Source organism: Sphingomonas sp. ERG5, assembly GCF_000803065.1.
Classification (GTDB): domain Bacteria; phylum Pseudomonadota; class Alphaproteobacteria; order Sphingomonadales; family Sphingomonadaceae; genus Sphingomonas.
The window spans coordinates 1-15,168 of record NZ_JSXI01000018.1 but is presented as its reverse complement, the minus strand read 5'-3'; the positions used below and the strand labels follow the sequence as shown (position 1 = coordinate 15,168).

Here is a 15,168-nt window from a genome sequence, read left to right as displayed (position 1 = left end):
CTTTTGCTACCTGACGCCGACCAGATAGGACGCTAAGGCGCAGCATGCACGCGTCCGATCCCAAGAAAAACTAGCATGGCTGAAACGGTCGATACGCCCCGCGCGCCGCATCGCCTCGCCTTTGCCGCGTTGATCGTGGCCAACGTCCTGCTCGCCTTCGGGCCATGGCTTGTGCGCCTGTCGGACACCGGGCCGGTCGCCGCCGCCTTCTGGCGCGTGACGCTCGCCGCGCCGCTGCTGATTGCCCCCTTGCTGGCGGGTGGGTGGCGCCCGGTCGGCTTGGGCAAGGGGGTGTGGGTGATGATCGCCATTGCCGGGCTCAGCTTCGCCGCCGATCTGGCGAGCTGGCATCTCGGCATCCTGCGCACCACGCTCGCCAATGCGACTTTGTTCGGCAATGTCGCGACTCTGATCTTCCCGCTTTACGGCTTTCTCGTCCTGCGCGCCTGGCCGACTCGCGTGCAAGGCGTTGCGCTGATCCTCGCCGCGATCGGCGCGGCGCTGCTGATGGGACAATCCTATAGCCTCAATCCGCGCCACCTGGTCGGCGATCTCCTTTGCCTGTTCGCGGGTGTGCTTTACACGCTCTATTTCATCTGCATGGCGCGGGTGCGCGACACCATGTCGCCGCTGCCCGCGCTGGCGCTGTCGACGATCGCCGGAATGCTGCCGCTGCTGATTTTCGCCTGGGTGCTGGGCGAGCGCATCCTGCCCGGCAACTGGACACCGCTGATCGGTCTCGCGCTGGCCAGCCAGGTGTTCGGCCAGGGGCTCATGATCTATGCACTCGGCCAGTTGTCGCCGTTGATCGTGGGCCTTGGCTTGCTGACTCAGCCGGCGGTCGCGGCCGCGGTCGGCTGGCTGGTTTATGACGAACGTCTTGGCACTGCCGACTGGATCGGCGCTGTGCTGGTCGCGATCGCGCTCGTGCTAGTACGGCGCACGCACCGCCCGCCGCTTGCACCGGCCGCTACCGAGCCTAGATTGGTTCCGGAGGAACTGGCTTCCGAGGAGACGCCGCGATGACCGATGTGCTGCCCCAGGATCCGACGCTTGATGAAATCCGTGATCACCTTGCTCCGCTGATCGCCATCAATGCCGCGTTCGACGGTTGGGGCGGTGCTGCGCGCGACGCCGCCGCCGACGCGGCGAGGATCGATCGCGACATCGCCCTGCTCGCTTTTTCCGATGGTCCGGTCGACATGATCGACGCCTGGTTCGCCAGCATCGACCACGCCATGCTTGTGGCGCTTACGCCCGAAAGGCTGGCGTCGATGAAGGTGCGGGCGAAGATCACCGGCCTGGTCGAAGCGCGCCTCGATCTCACCGCGTCCAGCCGGGAAGCGCTGCGCCGTGCGCTGGCGATCCTGAGCTTGCCGCAGAACATCGTGCGCGGCGCAAAGCTCGGCTGGCGCGCCGCCGACCTTATGTGGCGTGCGGCCGGCGACACCGCGACCGATTATAATCACTATACAAAGCGTACAATGCTGGCAGGCGTCTATGCCGCGACACTGACGGTGTTCCTTGACGATGAAAGCGCCGGCCAGGCCGATACGCGCGCATTCCTGTCGCGCCGCATCGACGGGATCATGCGCTTCGAAAAGGCCAAGGCCGGCTTCCTCGCGCGGACCGAACACCGGCCCAGCCTGTCGCGCTTCATAGGTCGGCTGCGCTATCCGGTGGTGTGATTCCGCTGGCGCCGACAAGCAGTTATTGATAATCAATCGCATCATGGACGCCGTTACCACCATCGCTGCATCCGTCAGCCTCGAGTCGCTGCCGCGCGGCCAACGCGCGACCGTGCTGGAAGTCGATTGGCAGGGCCTGAGCATTCCCGAGGCACGACGCTTGCGCGAGCTTGGCTTCGATGAGGGGGTCGGGGTCGAAGTGCTGCATCGCTCGCCGCTCGGCCAAGGCCCGATGGCGTGCCGCATCGGCCGCATGACGGTTGCATTGCGCCGTACGGTCGCGCGGACGATTCACGTCACGCCCCTGACTATGTTGGGCTGAATACATAGCATGACCACGATCCCGTTGGTGGCGCTGGTCGGCAATCCCAATGCCGGCAAGAGCGCATTGTTCAATGCGTTGACCGGGGCGCGGCAAAAGGTCGGCAATTATCCCGGCGTCACGGTCGAGCGCCATTCGGGCAAGCTCGCACTGGCCGATGGACGCCCGGTCGAGCTGGTCGATCTGCCCGGCGCTTACAGCCTCGATCCGTCCAGCCCCGATGAGCGCGTGACTCGCGACGTGGTCACCGGGACTCAGGCCGGCGAACGGCTGCCCGATGCGATCGTCATCGTCGTCGATGCCGCCAATCTCGACAATCACTTACGCTTTGCGCTGCAACTGATTGCGCTCGGCTTGCCGGTGGTGGTCGCCCTCAACATGATCGATCTTGCCGAGCGCGACGGGTTGACGCTCGACGCGGCCAAATTGTCGGCCGAGCTTGGCGTGCCGGTGATCCCGACCGTGGCGGTGCGCCGGCGCGGCCTGGATGAACTCAAATCCGCATTGACTGGGGTGATCGGGTCGGGCGCCGCGCTGCGGCTGCGCTCGAGCGAAGGCCATGTCGGCGAGGATATCGTCACCTTGCAGCGCCGCGCGCGCCGCATCGCCACCGCCTCGACTGTGTCCGAAACGACGGTGCGGCGCTGGACGCATATGCTCGATGCGGTCGCGCTCCACCCGGTGGCCGGCCCGATCCTGTTGCTGGCGATCCTGTTCGTCATGTTCCAGGCGGTGTTCGCCTGGTCGCAAACGCCGATTGGCTGGATCGAATCGCTGTTCGCCTGGATCGAAAGCGGCGTCACCGCCGCGCCGGTACCGACCTTTCTCCAGTCGATATTGGGAGACGGCGTGATCGCCGCGATCCGGTCGTTCCTGGCGGACGGCGTTCTTGCCGGGGTCGGCGCGGTGATCGTGTTCCTGCCGCAGATATTGATCCTGTTCGCTTTCATCCTGGTGCTCGAAGCAAGCGGCTATATGGTCCGCGCGGCATTCATGATGGACCGGCTGATGGCCAGTGTCGGCTTGTCGGGGCGAGCGTTCATCCCCCTGCTCTCCTCCTTTGCCTGCGCGGTGCCCGGCATCATGGCGACGCGTTCGATCGACGATGAGAAGGACCGGCTGACCACGATCCTGATCGCGCCGCTGATGACCTGTTCCGCGCGCTTGCCGGTCTATACGCTGGTGATCGGCGCACTCATCCCCAATACCCGTGTCCTGCCATTCGTCGGACTGCAGGGGCTGGTGATGCTCGGTCTTTACGTGCTCGGCGTGGTCGGCGCTTTTTTCGCGGCGCTCGCGCTGCGCCGCACCGTGACCAAGGGCCCGTCATCGGGCTTCATGATGGAAATGCCGAAATATCAATGGCCGCGCCTCGGCGATATCGCGCTTGGGCTGTGGAGCCGCGCGCTGATCTTCCTCAAGCGCGCCGGTACGACGATCGCGATGACCGTCGCGCTGCTCTGGGTGCTGGCAAGCTATCCGGTCGCGCCGGCGGGGCAGCGGCAAAGCGAATATTCGATCGCCGGCCGCATCGCGTCGGGGATTGAGGTGGTGGTCAAGCCGATCGGCTTCAATCATGATATCGCGCTGTCGCTGCTGCCCGCCATGGCCGCGCGCGAGGCGGCAGTTGGCGCGATGGCCACGGTCTATGCGATCGACAATCCCGAGGATGAGGCCGGCCAGGGCAAGCTGTCGGAAAATCTGCGCGGCCGCTGGAGCTTGCCGACCGCGCTCGCTTTCCTGATGTGGTTCGTGTTCGCACCGCAATGCATTTCGACCATCGCCGTCACGCGGCGCGAGACCAATGGCTGGAAATGGCCTGCTTTCATGGTCGGCTATCTGTTCGCACTGGCATATGTCGCCGCCGGAGCTACATACTGGGCCGCAATAGGACTCGGTTTGTAGGAATAAGTTATGGCGGGCAGCGTCAATAAGGGGATTTTGGTCGGTAATCTCGGTCGCGACCCCGAAAGCAAGAGCTTCCAGAATGGCGGCAAGGTGGTGAACCTGCGCATCGCCACGTCCGACTCCTGGAAGGACAAGAATACCGGCGAGCGCAAGGAAGCGACCGAATGGCATTCGGTGGCGATCTTCAACGAAGGTCTGGCCAATGTCGCCGAGCGCTATCTGCGCAAGGGCTCGAAAGTCTATATCGAGGGTGCGCTGAAGACCCGCAAATGGCAGGACGCGCAGGGCCAGGATAAATATTCGACCGAAATCGTGCTGCAGGGCTTCAACAGCGTCCTCACCATGCTCGATGGCGCGCCGGGCGCCGGCGGCGGATCGGGCGGTGGCGCTGGCGGCGGCTTTGGCGGGGGCGGCGGCGGATCGCGTGACGACTTCGGCGGCGGCAATGATTTCGGCGGTGGTTCGGGCGGCGGCTATGGCGGCGGCAATCGCAGCGGCGGCTCTTCGGGCGGCGCGAGCCGTGGCAGCTTCTCCGACGACCTCGACGATGACGTGCCCTTCTAAGGCCAGTATCCCGGGCAGGATATTTTGAACCCGAAACGGTCCATGGGCGTTACCCTGTTCGCATGAACGATATTTCTTCCACCGATGCGCCTGAGCCGAATGGCTGGCGCATCGATGAATCCGCGCGCGCCGCCGCGATTGCCCGGCACGACATCGAATCGTTGCGTGATTCTTCGGGTCTCAAATCAATCACTGACTTCGCCGCGGCGTTGTGCGGCGCGCCGATCGCGCTGGTCAGCCTGGTCGAGGAACGGCGCCAGACCTTCCTCGCCCGCACTGGGCTGGCTGCGTCCGAAACGCCGCGCGAAACGTCGTTCTGCGCTTTTGCCATGCTCGGCGACGACATCATGGTCGTGCCCGATGCGACGCTCGATTCGCGTTTCGCCGATAATCCGCTCGTTACCGGCGATCCCAATATCCGCTTCTATGCCGGCGCCCCGCTGATCGCTGCGGACGGCGTGCCGCTCGGGTCGTTGTGTGTGATCGATTCGGTGCCGCGTGCTGCCCTCACCCCGCTGCAGCACCAGGGGCTGGTGACGCTGGCCGGTTCGGTGATGGAGCGTCTCAACGACAGTCGCGACGCCGCCGCGTGGCGCGATTCGGAAAATGCCAGCCATCGCGCGCTTGCCGAAAGCCATAATCGCTTTCGCGTGCTTGCCGATTCTATGCCGCAAATGGTCTGGTCGAGCCGGCCCGATGGCTATCACGACTATTATAACGCGCGCTGGTACGACTTCACCGGCGTGCCGGAGGGGTCGACCGATGGCGAGGCATGGAATGGCATCTTCCATCCCGAGGATCGTGAACGCGCCTGGACCATCTGGTATCAATCGCTGGAAAGCGGGGCTCCCTATCAGCTCGAATACAGGTTGCGCCGCGCCGACGGCGCTTATCGCTGGATTCTGGGCCGGGCGCTGCCGATCCGCGACGATACGGGCATCATCACGCGCTGGTTCGGCACATGCACCGATATCCATGAACAGAAAGAAGCGAGCGAGGAGCGCGAGGTCATTGCGCAGGAGCTAAGCCATCGGATCAAGAACATCTTCGCGGTGATTTCCGGGCTGATCAGCTTCGCGGCGCGGATGAATCCCGGTTTCTCGCCGATCGCGGAGGATTTGCGCGCCCGCGTGACAGCGCTGGGACGAGCGCATGACTTCGTCCGGCCGCATAGCGCGCAATCGGCCCCGGCGCTGGCGCAGACCAGCCTGCACGGCCTCTTCGATGAATTGTTTCGGCCCTATCAACCGATCGGCGGACAGCGCATCATGATTACCGGCAGCGATGTCGAAATCGACGACCGTTCGGCCACGCCGCTGGCATTGCTGTTCCATGAGCTGGCCACCAATGCGACCAAATATGGCGCGTTGTCGACCATGAGCGGCCAGGTCACGCTCGACTGTGCTGTTAAGGGTGACGCCGTGGTGCTGAACTGGGTTGAAAGCGGCGGCCCGGCGGTGACGGCACCGCCGGCAAGCCATGGCTTCGGCTCGCAACTCATCGAAATGAGTGTCGTGCGCCAGTTGGGTGGCCGGATCGACCGGTCATGGGATCCGGCGGGATTGACGGTGACCGTCGAAGTCCCGCAAACGGCGTTCAGCCGGCGCTAGCGCTGCCGTCGAGCAAGATGAAATCGTCACTCTTGCGCATCGCCATCTTGCCCTTGGCGGTGGCGAGTGCCGCGGCGGCGAGTATCGCGGATTCGCTGAACGGCTTGCGGACATACCCCAGCGCACCGCTGGGGTTGGCGATCTGGCCCGGATTGGCGGTCACGAACACGACTTTCATGCCGTAATCGCGCGCCAGCGTCTTCGCCAGTTCGGGGCCGGTCGGGCCGTCGCGCAAATTGATGTCGACCAGCGCGAAGCTGCACTCGCCAGCGGCTTGGCCGGCAGCTTCAAGCGCGCCCGGCCGGTCCGCCGCGATCGCCTTCACCGTATAGCCCGCACCGGTCAGGATGCGCTCCAAATCGAGGGCGACGAAGATCTCATCTTCGACAATAAGTGCGGTGGCGGACATTTTTTCAGGCAGTTCCAGGTGTTTGTCACCGCTAAGAACTATGAAATCCTGGCTTGGTTCCTTGATCGAGATCAATTCTTCAGCAGGAACACCGCATGTTCGGCCAGAAAATTGGCCGCGGCCGACTTGGTTTGCTTGTCGCCAGACAGAAACCACGCGCCTTCGACCGTGATTCCGCGGCTGTTTACCAGAGCGCGGAAGTCGTCGACCGTAACATGATGGATGTTGGGCGTGTCGAACCATTGTTCGGGCAACAGCCGCGTCACCGGCATCCTTCCGCCCCACAATAGCGACGCGCGCACCCGCCAATGCGCGAAGTTGGGAAAGGACACGAACGCTCGCCGCCCGATCCGCAGCAAATGGTCGAGCACGGCATCGGGCCGCTTGGTGGTCTGCAAGGTCTGGCTGAGGATCGCATAGTCGAAACTGGCGTCGGGATAATCGGCCAGGTCGGTATCGGCATCGCCCTGGATCACCGACAGGCCGCGCGACACCGCCGCAGCGACATTGGCCGCTTCGATTTCCAGCCCGCGCGCATCGACGCCGCGTGTGTCGCGCAGCGCCGCCATTAACGCGCCGTCGCCGCATCCGACATCGAGCACGCGCGACCCTTGCGCGACATGGTCGGCGATGATCGCCAGATCGGGGCGCAGGGTCATTGGCTGGCCCGCAGCAGATTGGCGATTTCGGGGGTAAGCCGTTCCATGAAGCGCTCCGGGCGGATCAGCGGCTGGAACCCGACGCCTTCATACACGCCGTGCGCATCGCGCGTGACCAGCATCATGCGGCGAATGCCCTGGAAGTCGGGATGGTCGATGAACCATTGCACCATGCGCCGGGCAAGCCCTTCGCCGCGATTCTCGGCCTCGACCCAGACATCGTCGAGCCAGGCAAAGCTCGCATGATCCGTGATCATGCGCGCGAATCCGACTTGCACGCCATCGCGATAGACGCCGAGGCAATGCGATCCGGCGATCGCCTTTTCGACTTGTGCCCGGGCGATGTCCGGCGACCAATAGCTCGAGGCGAGCCAGGCGTGCACGCGGTCGACCTGGAGCCGCGTCTTGTCGTCGGAGAATATGATCACGCGCCCACTCTCAGAAAGCCGTCGACCACTCGATTCAGCTCGGGTGATTCGAGCAGGAAGGCGTCATGCCCGAACGGACTCGACAGTTCGACGAAGCTGACCGGCGCCCCAGCGGCGTTGAGCGCATGGACGATCGCGCGCGATTCGGGCGTCGGATAGAGCCAGTCGGTATCGAAGCTGACCAGGCAGAAGCGCGCCTTGCTTGCCTTGAACGCATTGGCCAGATGCCCGCCATGTTCCTCGGCGAGATCGAAATAGTCCATCGCGCGGGTGATATAGAGATAGGAATTGGCGTCGAAGCGATCGACGAACGCAATCCCCTGATGGCGTAAATAGCTTTCGATCTGGAAATCGGCATCGAAGCCGAACGACTTCACACCGTCCGGCCGGTCGGGCCGGGCCTGCAGTCGCCGTCCGAACTTCTCGGTCAGCCCCGCTTCGGACAGATATGTGATGTGCGCCGCCATCCGTGCGACCGCCAGCCCGGCGGCGGGCGGATCGCTATCCGCATAATAATCGCCGCCGCGCCATTTCGGATCGGCCATCACCGCCTGGCGGCCGACTTCGTGAAAGGCGATGTTCTGCGCAGTGTGCCGTGCGGTGGAGGCGATCACCACCGCTGCCTTGACTCGCTCCGGGAATGTCGCGGGCCAGCTCAGCGCCTGCATCCCGCCCATCGATCCGCCGACCACGGCATGCAGCACGCCGACGCCGAGATGGTCGAGCAGCATTGCCTGCGCACGCACCATGTCGCGGATCGTGATGACCGGAAATGCCATCGCCCAGGGCGCGCCGGTCGCCGGATTGATGCTCGCCGGGCCCGATGACCCCATGCAACTGCCCAGCACATTGGCGCAGACGATAAAATGACGCTCGGGATCGATTGGCAGGCCGGGGCCGACCATGCAGGTCCACCATCCCGGCTTGCCGGTGCGCGGATGGGCGCTGGCGACATGCTGGTCCATGGTCAGCGCGTGACAGATCAGGATCGCATTGCCGCCATCGGGCGCGAGCGTGCCATAGGTTTCATAGGCGATGTCGACCGGCGAGAGCAGCACGCCGCCATCAAGGCGAAGTGGGCCGGGCAAAGTGACGGTACGGGCAAGCCCGAAGCGTTGATCGGTCGAAGACACGGATCAGCCGCTAGCGAGTTCGCCGACGATTGTGAACACCCCTCTCGGCCTGAGGCGACCATCCCGCCGCGCTGGCTTCGAGTGAAGTCGAGAAACAGGCCCAGGGAACGGCTTCCCGACGTCGCGCGAAGCGAACGGCGGGAGACCCCAGCCTTGTCAATTCGCGACGGAACGTTATGCCCCGCGCCCATGACCGCACCGATACCCAAACCCTGGATCATGGCGATCGCGCCGTACATCCCCGGCCGCTCGACCACCGACGACGGCCGCAAGGTCGCCAAGCTCTCGTCGAACGAGAATCCGCTCGGTACGTCACCCAAGGCGCGTGAAGCCTTTGCCGCGGCGAAGATGTCGCTCGAGCGCTACCCTGATGCCAGCGGCGCGATCGTGCGCGAGGCGTTGGCGGACAAGCACGGGCTCGATCCGCAGCGCGTGATCTACGGCAATGGCTCGGATGAGATTCTCCACCTTGCGGCGGGCGCGTTCGCCGGGCCGGGCGATGAGGTGATCTACGTCCATTACGGCTTTTCGGTCTATGAGATCGCGGCGCGACGCGTCGGTGCGGTCCCGGTGATCGCACCGGACAAGGATTATGCGACCGATGTCGATGCGATCCTTGCGTGCCTGACCGACAAGACGCGCGTCGTCTATATCGCCAACCCCAACAACCCGACCGGCACCTATTCGTCGGCGAGCGAGATCGCGCGGCTTCATGCCGGCCTGCCCGGTGATGTGTTGCTGGTGATCGACCAGGCCTATGCCGAATATCTCGAACCCGAGGATGAAGACGGCGGCATGGCCCTGGCGACCACTGCGTCCAATGTGCTGGTCACGCGCACCTTTTCGAAAATCCATGGCCTTGCCGCCGAACGGATCGGCTGGGGCTATGCCTCGTCGGCAATCGTCGAGGCGCTGCATCGCATCCGCCTGCCCTTCAACATCACCATTGCCGGGCAAAATGCCGCCGTCGCGGCGGTTGGCGATGCGGATTTCGTTGAGCATACGCGCAGCCATAATGCCAAGTGGCGCGGCTGGTTCGCTCAACAGATCGCCGCGATGGGCAACGCCGGCCTGCGTGCGGTGCCGTCAAAGGCCAATTTCATCCTTGTGCTGTTCGCAGGCGCACTGACCGCCGAGGTCGCGTACAAGGGGCTGATGGATGCGGGCTATATCGTCCGCTGGCTGCCCGGCCAGGGTCTGCCGCATGGCTTGCGCATCACCATCGGCACCGAGGAGGAGACGCGCGGCGTCGCGGCGGCGTTGCGCGCTCTGGTCGACAAGAGCGCCTGATGCTGCCTTTCGCGCGCGTCACGATCATTGGGTTGGGGCTGATCGGGTCGTCGATCGCCCGCGCCGTGCGTCAGACCATGCCGACGGTGCGGCTCACCGGGCATGATATGGATCCCGGCGTGCGTGCCACCGCCGATGCGCTGCAATTGTGCGACGATCTTGCCGATACGGCCGGCGCGGCGGTGATCGATGCCGATTTCGTTATCCTGTGCGTTCCGGTCGGCGCCATGGGTGCCGCCGCCGCCGAATTCGCCGCCGACCTGCCCGCCGATGCGATCGTCAGCGATGTCGGCTCGTGCAAGGCGGAAGTCGCGCGCGCGCTGGCTGAAGCGCTGCCCGGTGCGACGATCATCCCGGCGCATCCCGTGGCCGGGACCGAGCGCAGTGGGCCGGAAGCCGGCTTCGCTTCGCTGTTCCATCGCCGCTGGTGCATCATCACGCCGCCCGAGGGCGCCGATACGGCGGCGGTGGAGCGCGTCGCTGAATTCTGGCGCCGGCTCGGCGCCGATATCGAGATGATGGCGCCCGACCATCATGACCGCGTACTCGCCGTGACCAGCCATTTGCCGCATCTGATCGCATATACCATCGTCGGTACGGCCTCCGACCTGGAGGAAGTGACTCAGTCCGAAGTGATCAAATATTCCGCCGGTGGTTTTCGCGACTTCACCCGCATCGCCGCGTCCGACCCGACCATGTGGCGCGACGTGTTCCTGTCCAATCGCGAAGCGGTGCTCGATATGCTGCAACGCTTTTCCGAGGATCTGACCGCGCTGCAACGTGCGATCCGGCTCGGCAAGGGCGATGAGCTGTTCGACCATTTCGAACGCACCCGCGCGATCCGGCGCGGCATCATCGAACAGGGACAGGACGATCCGGCACCCGATTTCGGACGTAGCCACGATTGATCCGGATGCGCGCGGGTGATGCCTGAGGTCCCGCCGGCATATTTGCTTCATTGAATCCGGAACTGGCGCCAATCTGGCCGATCTAAGGATTGGACTGGCCGGCATCGCTCTCTATAGTCCGGAGCTGGATGATATCGGTCGGTACCCTCAATATGCATGTCGAGGCGGCGGGGCCGGCGGATGGTCCGATCCTCATCCTGCTGCACGGTTTTCCCGAATCATCGCGCGCGTGGCGCAAGGTCATGCGGCCGCTTGCCGACAAGGGGTTGCGCGTCGTGGCGCCCGATCTGCGTGGTTATGGCAAAAGCGATGCGCCGCACGGCCTCGACTCCTACCGGCTCGACACGCTGGTTGCCGATGTGATCGGTCTCGCGGATGCGCTGGGCGCAGCGGACTTCGCGCTGGTTGGCCATGATTGGGGCGGCATCATCGCCTGGGCGGTCGCGGCGCGGCATCCCGAGCGCATTCGCCGGCTTGTCATCCTGAATGCACCTCATGGCGACACCGTGAAGGCCGAATTGCGGGCGCATCCCGCCCAGATTCTGCGCAGCCTTTATGTCGGTTTCTTTCAGATTCCTCGGCTTCCCGAAGCATTGCTCGGCGCGTTCCGGTGCCGCGCGCTGCGCCGTACGCTCACGCGCTCATCGCGCCCTTTGGCGTTCGATGCCGCCGATCTCGATGCCTATGTGGCAGGCTGGTCGCGTCCCGGACGGCTCACCGCGATGCTCAATTATTATCGCGCGCTCCGCCTGCCGCGCGCGCCGCTCGGGCGCATTCATGTCCCGGCCCTGATATTATGGGGCATGAAGGACCGATTTCTCGGCGCCCATCTCGCCGATGCCGCTGCGGCGATGTGCGACGATGCCCGCATCGAACGCTTTGCCGAAGCGACTCACTGGATTCAGCATGAGGAGCCAAGGCAAGTCGCAGCCAGGATCGCCGAGTTCGTTCAGGACTGACGATCAGCAGGGATCGTCGCCAGGCTCCCGGTTCCGGCGATAATCGGGAGCAGCGCTCATGCCGATGGCTGGGCGACATCCAGCGAATTGATCGCAGCATGGACTTGCGCCTCGGCTTCGGCGCGGGGCAGGCCGGGTGGAATCACGTCGCCGAACCGGAAGGTCACCATCCCGGGGAGCTTTGGGCCATGTCGGGGCCAGACCTTCCCGGAATCGATCGCGATCGGCACCACCGGAATCTTCAGCATCTGGTACAGCCCGGCAAAGCCTGCGCGCAACGGCGGTTGTTCGCCTGGCGGTACGCGTGTGCCTTCGGGGAAGATCAGGATCGACCGTCCCTCCGCCAGCGCGACCTTGGCTTCGCGCAGCATCCGTCGCAGTGCGCCGGCCGATGCTTCGCGGTCGACGACGATGACGCCGTAACGCCGTGCTGCCCAGCCCCATATCGGGATACTGGCGAGCTCCTGCTTCATCACAATCGCCGGCGTCCTGAGCATCCGTCCCAGCTCGAGCGTCTCATACATCGCCTGGTGCTTGGCGGCATAAATCACCGGGCCGGAATCGAACTGCGATCCTTCGACCCGCTGGTGGATGCCGAGAATGGTGCGCGACGCCCAGTGGTGGAATTTGGTCCACAGATGCGTGTTGGCGATGATCGCCTTGCGCCCGAACAATGCGCTGATCGGCGTCGCCAGCACGATCGGCACCGATACGGTGTAGAACACCAGCTGGAAGAGCAATGTGCGCAGCGCGTTCATCGTCCGATCCCGATCCAGAGCGCGACACGTCGCAGCAGCAGCTTGTTATACTCGGCGACCAGCAGGGTGTAGCGCGGGCTGCTCGGCACACCGTCGCCGACCACCGTCACATCGTCGTCCAGCGCATTGACCAGTTCCATTTGCGCGCGCGCGACATGCCAGTCGGACGTCACCAGTCGTACCGATTTATAATGATGCTCGCGCACCCAGCGCGCGGTTTCTTCGGCATTGGAGCGCGTGTCGACCGCTTCATGACCCAGGTCGACACAGCAAGCGAACAGCCTGGACGAGCTCTTATATTGTGCCGCGAGTTCGACTGGTCGTACCTCAGGCGCGACGCCGGTGACCAGCATGCGTTTGGCTGCCTTTAGCTTCATCAGCGCAAGCCCGCGGTCGATGCGCCCCGCGCTGCCGGTCGGCACGACGATCGCGTCGGTCTGGACAAGATCGAGCGGTTTGGGCAGCGCGAGCATAAACAGCGCGAAGCCGAGCAACCACAGGATCAGGGCGACCGCGAGCGTGCGCCAGATCACAATATCTTCCTCAGCACGCCAAGCACCGCGATGCGCGCGGCAAAAGTGGCAAGCAGCGCGAAGGCGATGGGCAACAGCGCGAGCAGGACCCAGTCGCCCGTTCCAAGCGTCAGGCCGCTGAGCAAGTCGGAGCCGAGCGTGCCGAGCTGCAACCCGATTAGCGCGATCGCGCCGCACGCCAGCATCGTGCCGAGGATGCCGCCGAGCAGCGTGTCGAGCGCGATGCGACGTTGGAACAGCCGCGCGACCTGGACATCGGTCGATCCCAGCATGTGCAGCACCTGAATCGTGACGCGGTGCGTCTCCAGGCCGGCGCGCGCCGCGAGGATCACCACCGCTGCCGTCGCTGCCGCCATCAACAGCACCAGCGCGGCGGCAAGGCTGGTGACCATGGTCATGAAATTGCTCACCGGCGACATCCAGGTCTCGTGCCGGTCAACGCGGGCAGCGGGGGCGATCGCCTGCACCGCTCTGGTGACGCGGGCGACTTCCGCATCATTGCCGGCGCGGAGATCGACATCGATCATCGCTGGGATCGGCAGATCGGGATCGGCGCCGTCCGCGCCCAGCCAGGGACGCAGCAACGCCGCCAGTTCGGCACGATCGACCAACGTTGCCTTGGCTACTTCGGGCAAGCCGCGCAGCACCGCGACCGTTGCATTTGCCTGCGCGTCGCGGGTGCGCTCGATCGGCTCGACGATCTGTACCGTCAGCCGTCCGGCGAGCTGTCGGTCGAGCAGGCTCGCGGCCGACCGCGTACCGAGCCCCAGCGCGCCAGCCAGCACGGTCAGGAACAGCATGATCGCCATGATCCAGGTCATGGCGCGCGTGCTGCGGCTTTCATCGAGCAACCGGCGATCGGCGGCGGAAGGGATCAGCCTGACGCTCATGCCTCACGCTCCGGCGGCGGGAAGCGCAGCGATCCAGTCGGGTCGAGCAGCCGCCCGCTGTCGAGCCGCATCATGTGGGCGCCGGGAATCCGTCCAAGCAGATGGAAGTCATGCGTCGCGACCACCACCGTGGTGCCAAGCCGGTTGAGCGAATCAAACAGATGCAGCAGGCGCTCGGCCATGTCGGGATCGACATTGCCGGTCGGTTCGTCGGCGACCAGGATCTCGGGCCGCCCGATCACCGCACGGGCAATGGCGACACGTTGCTGCTCGCCGCCCGACAAGGTACGCGGCTTGGCTTCGACCCGGTCGGACAGCCCGACCCAGGCGAGCATTTCACGCACCGGTGCTTCGACATCGCTTTCCGGCACGCCCGAGACGCGCAACGGGAGCGCGATATTGTCATAGGCCGACAAATGCGGGAGCAGCCGGAAATCCTGGAACACCACGCCGATGCGGCGGCGGAAGCCGGGCAATCTCTTGCGCGGGAGCGTGACCGCATCTTCCCCAAACAGCCGGATCATGCCGCGGGTTGGGCGTTGCGCCAGATAAAGCAGCTTGAGCAGCGACGTCTTTCCCGCGCCCGAAGCGCCCGTCAGAAAATAAAACGAGCCGCTTGCCAGCGTGAAACTCACATCGGACAGCGTTTCCTGGCCGGTGCCGTAGCGCAGCCCCACATTTTCGAACTGCACGATATTGGCCATTACCGGCGCACGCCCACTCGCTCTTAAATCAGCCCCGCCTCCGCCATCGCACGTTCGCCCCCGCGGCATCAAGCATGCCTGCGGGAATCGGTGCGGGACTTGCCACGCGCGGCCATCGGGTGTTTAGTTTTGGGTCACCAGCCGGGGCCATCCGGCGGCTGTAAAGCGTCCATGCATGATCCTCGAATGTCCCCAGTGCCGTACCCGCTATCTCGTTCCCGATTCGGCGATCGGAGCGGATGGACGCACCGTGCGGTGTGCAAGCTGCAAGCATAGCTGGTTCCAGGCCGGGGTCGTGCTTGACCTGGTCGAACGCGCTGAAGCGCCGGGATCGCCGCCGGCCCCCGCTCCCGTCGTCGCTCCAGTCGCCGCGGCGCCGGTTGCCGCGCCACCATCGCCCGCACC

General features: G+C 64.7%; 18 protein-coding genes. 10 read left to right on the top strand and 8 right to left on the bottom strand.

Annotated features, from left to right (window positions below; translation table 11 throughout):
- Window positions 1-75: 75 nt before the first annotated feature.
- The 6 genes from OO12_RS05500 to OO12_RS05475 all read left to right on the top strand — a co-directional run bounded on the left by OO12_RS05500 (window position 76) and on the right by OO12_RS05475 (window position 6,092).
- The gene (locus tag OO12_RS05500) at window positions 76-1,026 is read left to right on the top strand and encodes a DMT family transporter (protein WP_034157660.1); all 951 of its coding nucleotides are present in this window, start codon (window positions 76-78) and stop codon (window positions 1,024-1,026) included.
- Window positions 1,023-1,688, top strand: a complete 666-nt coding sequence (locus tag OO12_RS05495) for a COQ9 family protein (RefSeq protein ID WP_034157659.1) — start codon at window positions 1,023-1,025, stop codon at window positions 1,686-1,688. The genes OO12_RS05500 and OO12_RS05495 overlap by 4 nt, the downstream gene beginning before the upstream one ends.
- A 43-nt stretch (window positions 1,689-1,731) precedes the next feature.
- Window positions 1,732-2,010: a FeoA family protein gene (locus OO12_RS05490; RefSeq protein WP_034157658.1), complete on the top strand. Its 279-nt coding sequence runs from the start codon at window positions 1,732-1,734 to the stop codon at window positions 2,008-2,010.
- A gap of 9 nt (window positions 2,011-2,019) precedes the next feature.
- Window positions 2,020-3,915 carry a ferrous iron transporter B gene (feoB, locus tag OO12_RS05485; protein WP_034157657.1) on the top strand — a complete coding sequence of 632 codons (1,896 nt, stop codon included), beginning with the start codon at window positions 2,020-2,022 and terminating at the stop codon, window positions 3,913-3,915.
- A 9-nt stretch (window positions 3,916-3,924) separates the two neighbouring features.
- Complete coding sequence (ssb, locus tag OO12_RS05480; RefSeq protein ID WP_034157656.1) at window positions 3,925-4,482, top strand: single-stranded DNA-binding protein; 558 nt, start codon at window positions 3,925-3,927, stop codon at window positions 4,480-4,482.
- 62 nt (window positions 4,483-4,544) lie between these two features.
- Window positions 4,545-6,092 carry a sensor histidine kinase gene (locus OO12_RS05475; RefSeq protein ID WP_034157655.1) on the top strand — a complete coding sequence of 516 codons (1,548 nt, stop codon included), beginning with the start codon at window positions 4,545-4,547 and terminating at the stop codon, window positions 6,090-6,092.
- Here the strand turns inward: OO12_RS05475 and OO12_RS05470 are convergent.
- The 4 genes from OO12_RS05470 to metX all read right to left on the bottom strand — a co-directional run bounded on the left by OO12_RS05470 (window position 6,079) and on the right by metX (window position 8,721).
- Window positions 6,079-6,501, bottom strand: coding sequence for a response regulator (locus OO12_RS05470; protein WP_034157957.1), 423 nt, complete (start codon window positions 6,499-6,501; stop codon window positions 6,079-6,081). The two genes, OO12_RS05475 and OO12_RS05470, sit on opposite strands and share 14 nt — an antisense overlap.
- Window positions 6,502-6,572: 71 nt before the next feature.
- Window positions 6,573-7,160, bottom strand: a complete 588-nt coding sequence (gene metW, locus OO12_RS05465) for a methionine biosynthesis protein MetW (protein WP_034157654.1) — start codon at window positions 7,158-7,160, stop codon at window positions 6,573-6,575.
- Window positions 7,157-7,588 (bottom strand): GNAT family N-acetyltransferase, encoded by a 432-nt coding sequence (locus tag OO12_RS05460; protein ID WP_034157653.1) that lies wholly within the window; start codon window positions 7,586-7,588, stop codon window positions 7,157-7,159. Before OO12_RS05460 ends, metW begins: the two co-directional genes overlap by 4 nt.
- Window positions 7,585-8,721 carry a homoserine O-acetyltransferase MetX gene (gene metX / locus OO12_RS05455; protein ID WP_034157652.1) on the bottom strand — a complete coding sequence of 379 codons (1,137 nt, stop codon included), beginning with the start codon at window positions 8,719-8,721 and terminating at the stop codon, window positions 7,585-7,587. Before metX ends, OO12_RS05460 begins: the two co-directional genes overlap by 4 nt.
- Before the next feature lie 189 nt (window positions 8,722-8,910).
- On the opposite strand from metX, the gene hisC reads away from it, so the two are divergent.
- The 3 genes from hisC to OO12_RS05440 all read left to right on the top strand — a co-directional run bounded on the left by hisC (window position 8,911) and on the right by OO12_RS05440 (window position 11,878).
- Entirely contained in the window at window positions 8,911-10,011 is a 1,101-nt protein-coding gene (gene hisC, locus OO12_RS05450) for a histidinol-phosphate transaminase (protein ID WP_034157651.1), read from the top strand.
- Window positions 10,011-10,919, top strand: coding sequence for a prephenate/arogenate dehydrogenase family protein (locus OO12_RS05445; RefSeq protein WP_034157650.1), 909 nt, complete (start codon window positions 10,011-10,013; stop codon window positions 10,917-10,919). The genes hisC and OO12_RS05445 overlap by 1 nt, the downstream gene beginning before the upstream one ends.
- Before the next feature lie 128 nt (window positions 10,920-11,047).
- The gene (locus tag OO12_RS05440) at window positions 11,048-11,878 is read left to right on the top strand and encodes an alpha/beta fold hydrolase (protein WP_034157649.1); all 831 of its coding nucleotides are present in this window, start codon (window positions 11,048-11,050) and stop codon (window positions 11,876-11,878) included.
- Window positions 11,879-11,934: 56 nt separating this feature from the next.
- On the opposite strand, the gene OO12_RS05435 is transcribed toward OO12_RS05440, so the two are convergent.
- Genes OO12_RS05435 through ftsE form a run of 4 tightly spaced genes read right to left on the bottom strand, consistent with a single transcriptional unit; the run spans window position 11,935 to window position 14,763 of the window.
- Complete coding sequence (locus tag OO12_RS05435) at window positions 11,935-12,636, bottom strand: lysophospholipid acyltransferase family protein (RefSeq protein ID WP_034157648.1); 702 nt, start codon at window positions 12,634-12,636, stop codon at window positions 11,935-11,937.
- Window positions 12,633-13,169 (bottom strand): YdcF family protein, encoded by a 537-nt coding sequence (locus OO12_RS05430; RefSeq protein ID WP_034157647.1) that lies wholly within the window; start codon window positions 13,167-13,169, stop codon window positions 12,633-12,635. The genes OO12_RS05435 and OO12_RS05430 overlap by 4 nt, the downstream gene beginning before the upstream one ends.
- Window positions 13,166-14,059, bottom strand: a complete 894-nt coding sequence (locus tag OO12_RS05425; protein ID WP_034157646.1) for a cell division protein FtsX — start codon at window positions 14,057-14,059, stop codon at window positions 13,166-13,168. The genes OO12_RS05430 and OO12_RS05425 overlap by 4 nt, the downstream gene beginning before the upstream one ends.
- The gene (gene ftsE / locus OO12_RS05420) at window positions 14,056-14,763 is read right to left on the bottom strand and encodes a cell division ATP-binding protein FtsE (protein ID WP_034157645.1); all 708 of its coding nucleotides are present in this window, start codon (window positions 14,761-14,763) and stop codon (window positions 14,056-14,058) included. The genes OO12_RS05425 and ftsE overlap by 4 nt, the downstream gene beginning before the upstream one ends.
- A gap of 175 nt (window positions 14,764-14,938) precedes the next feature.
- Here ftsE and OO12_RS05415 point away from each other — a divergent pair.
- Window positions 14,939-15,168 (top strand): MJ0042-type zinc finger domain-containing protein (locus OO12_RS05415; RefSeq protein WP_034157644.1); only part of this gene is annotated, 230 nt, incomplete at its 3' end.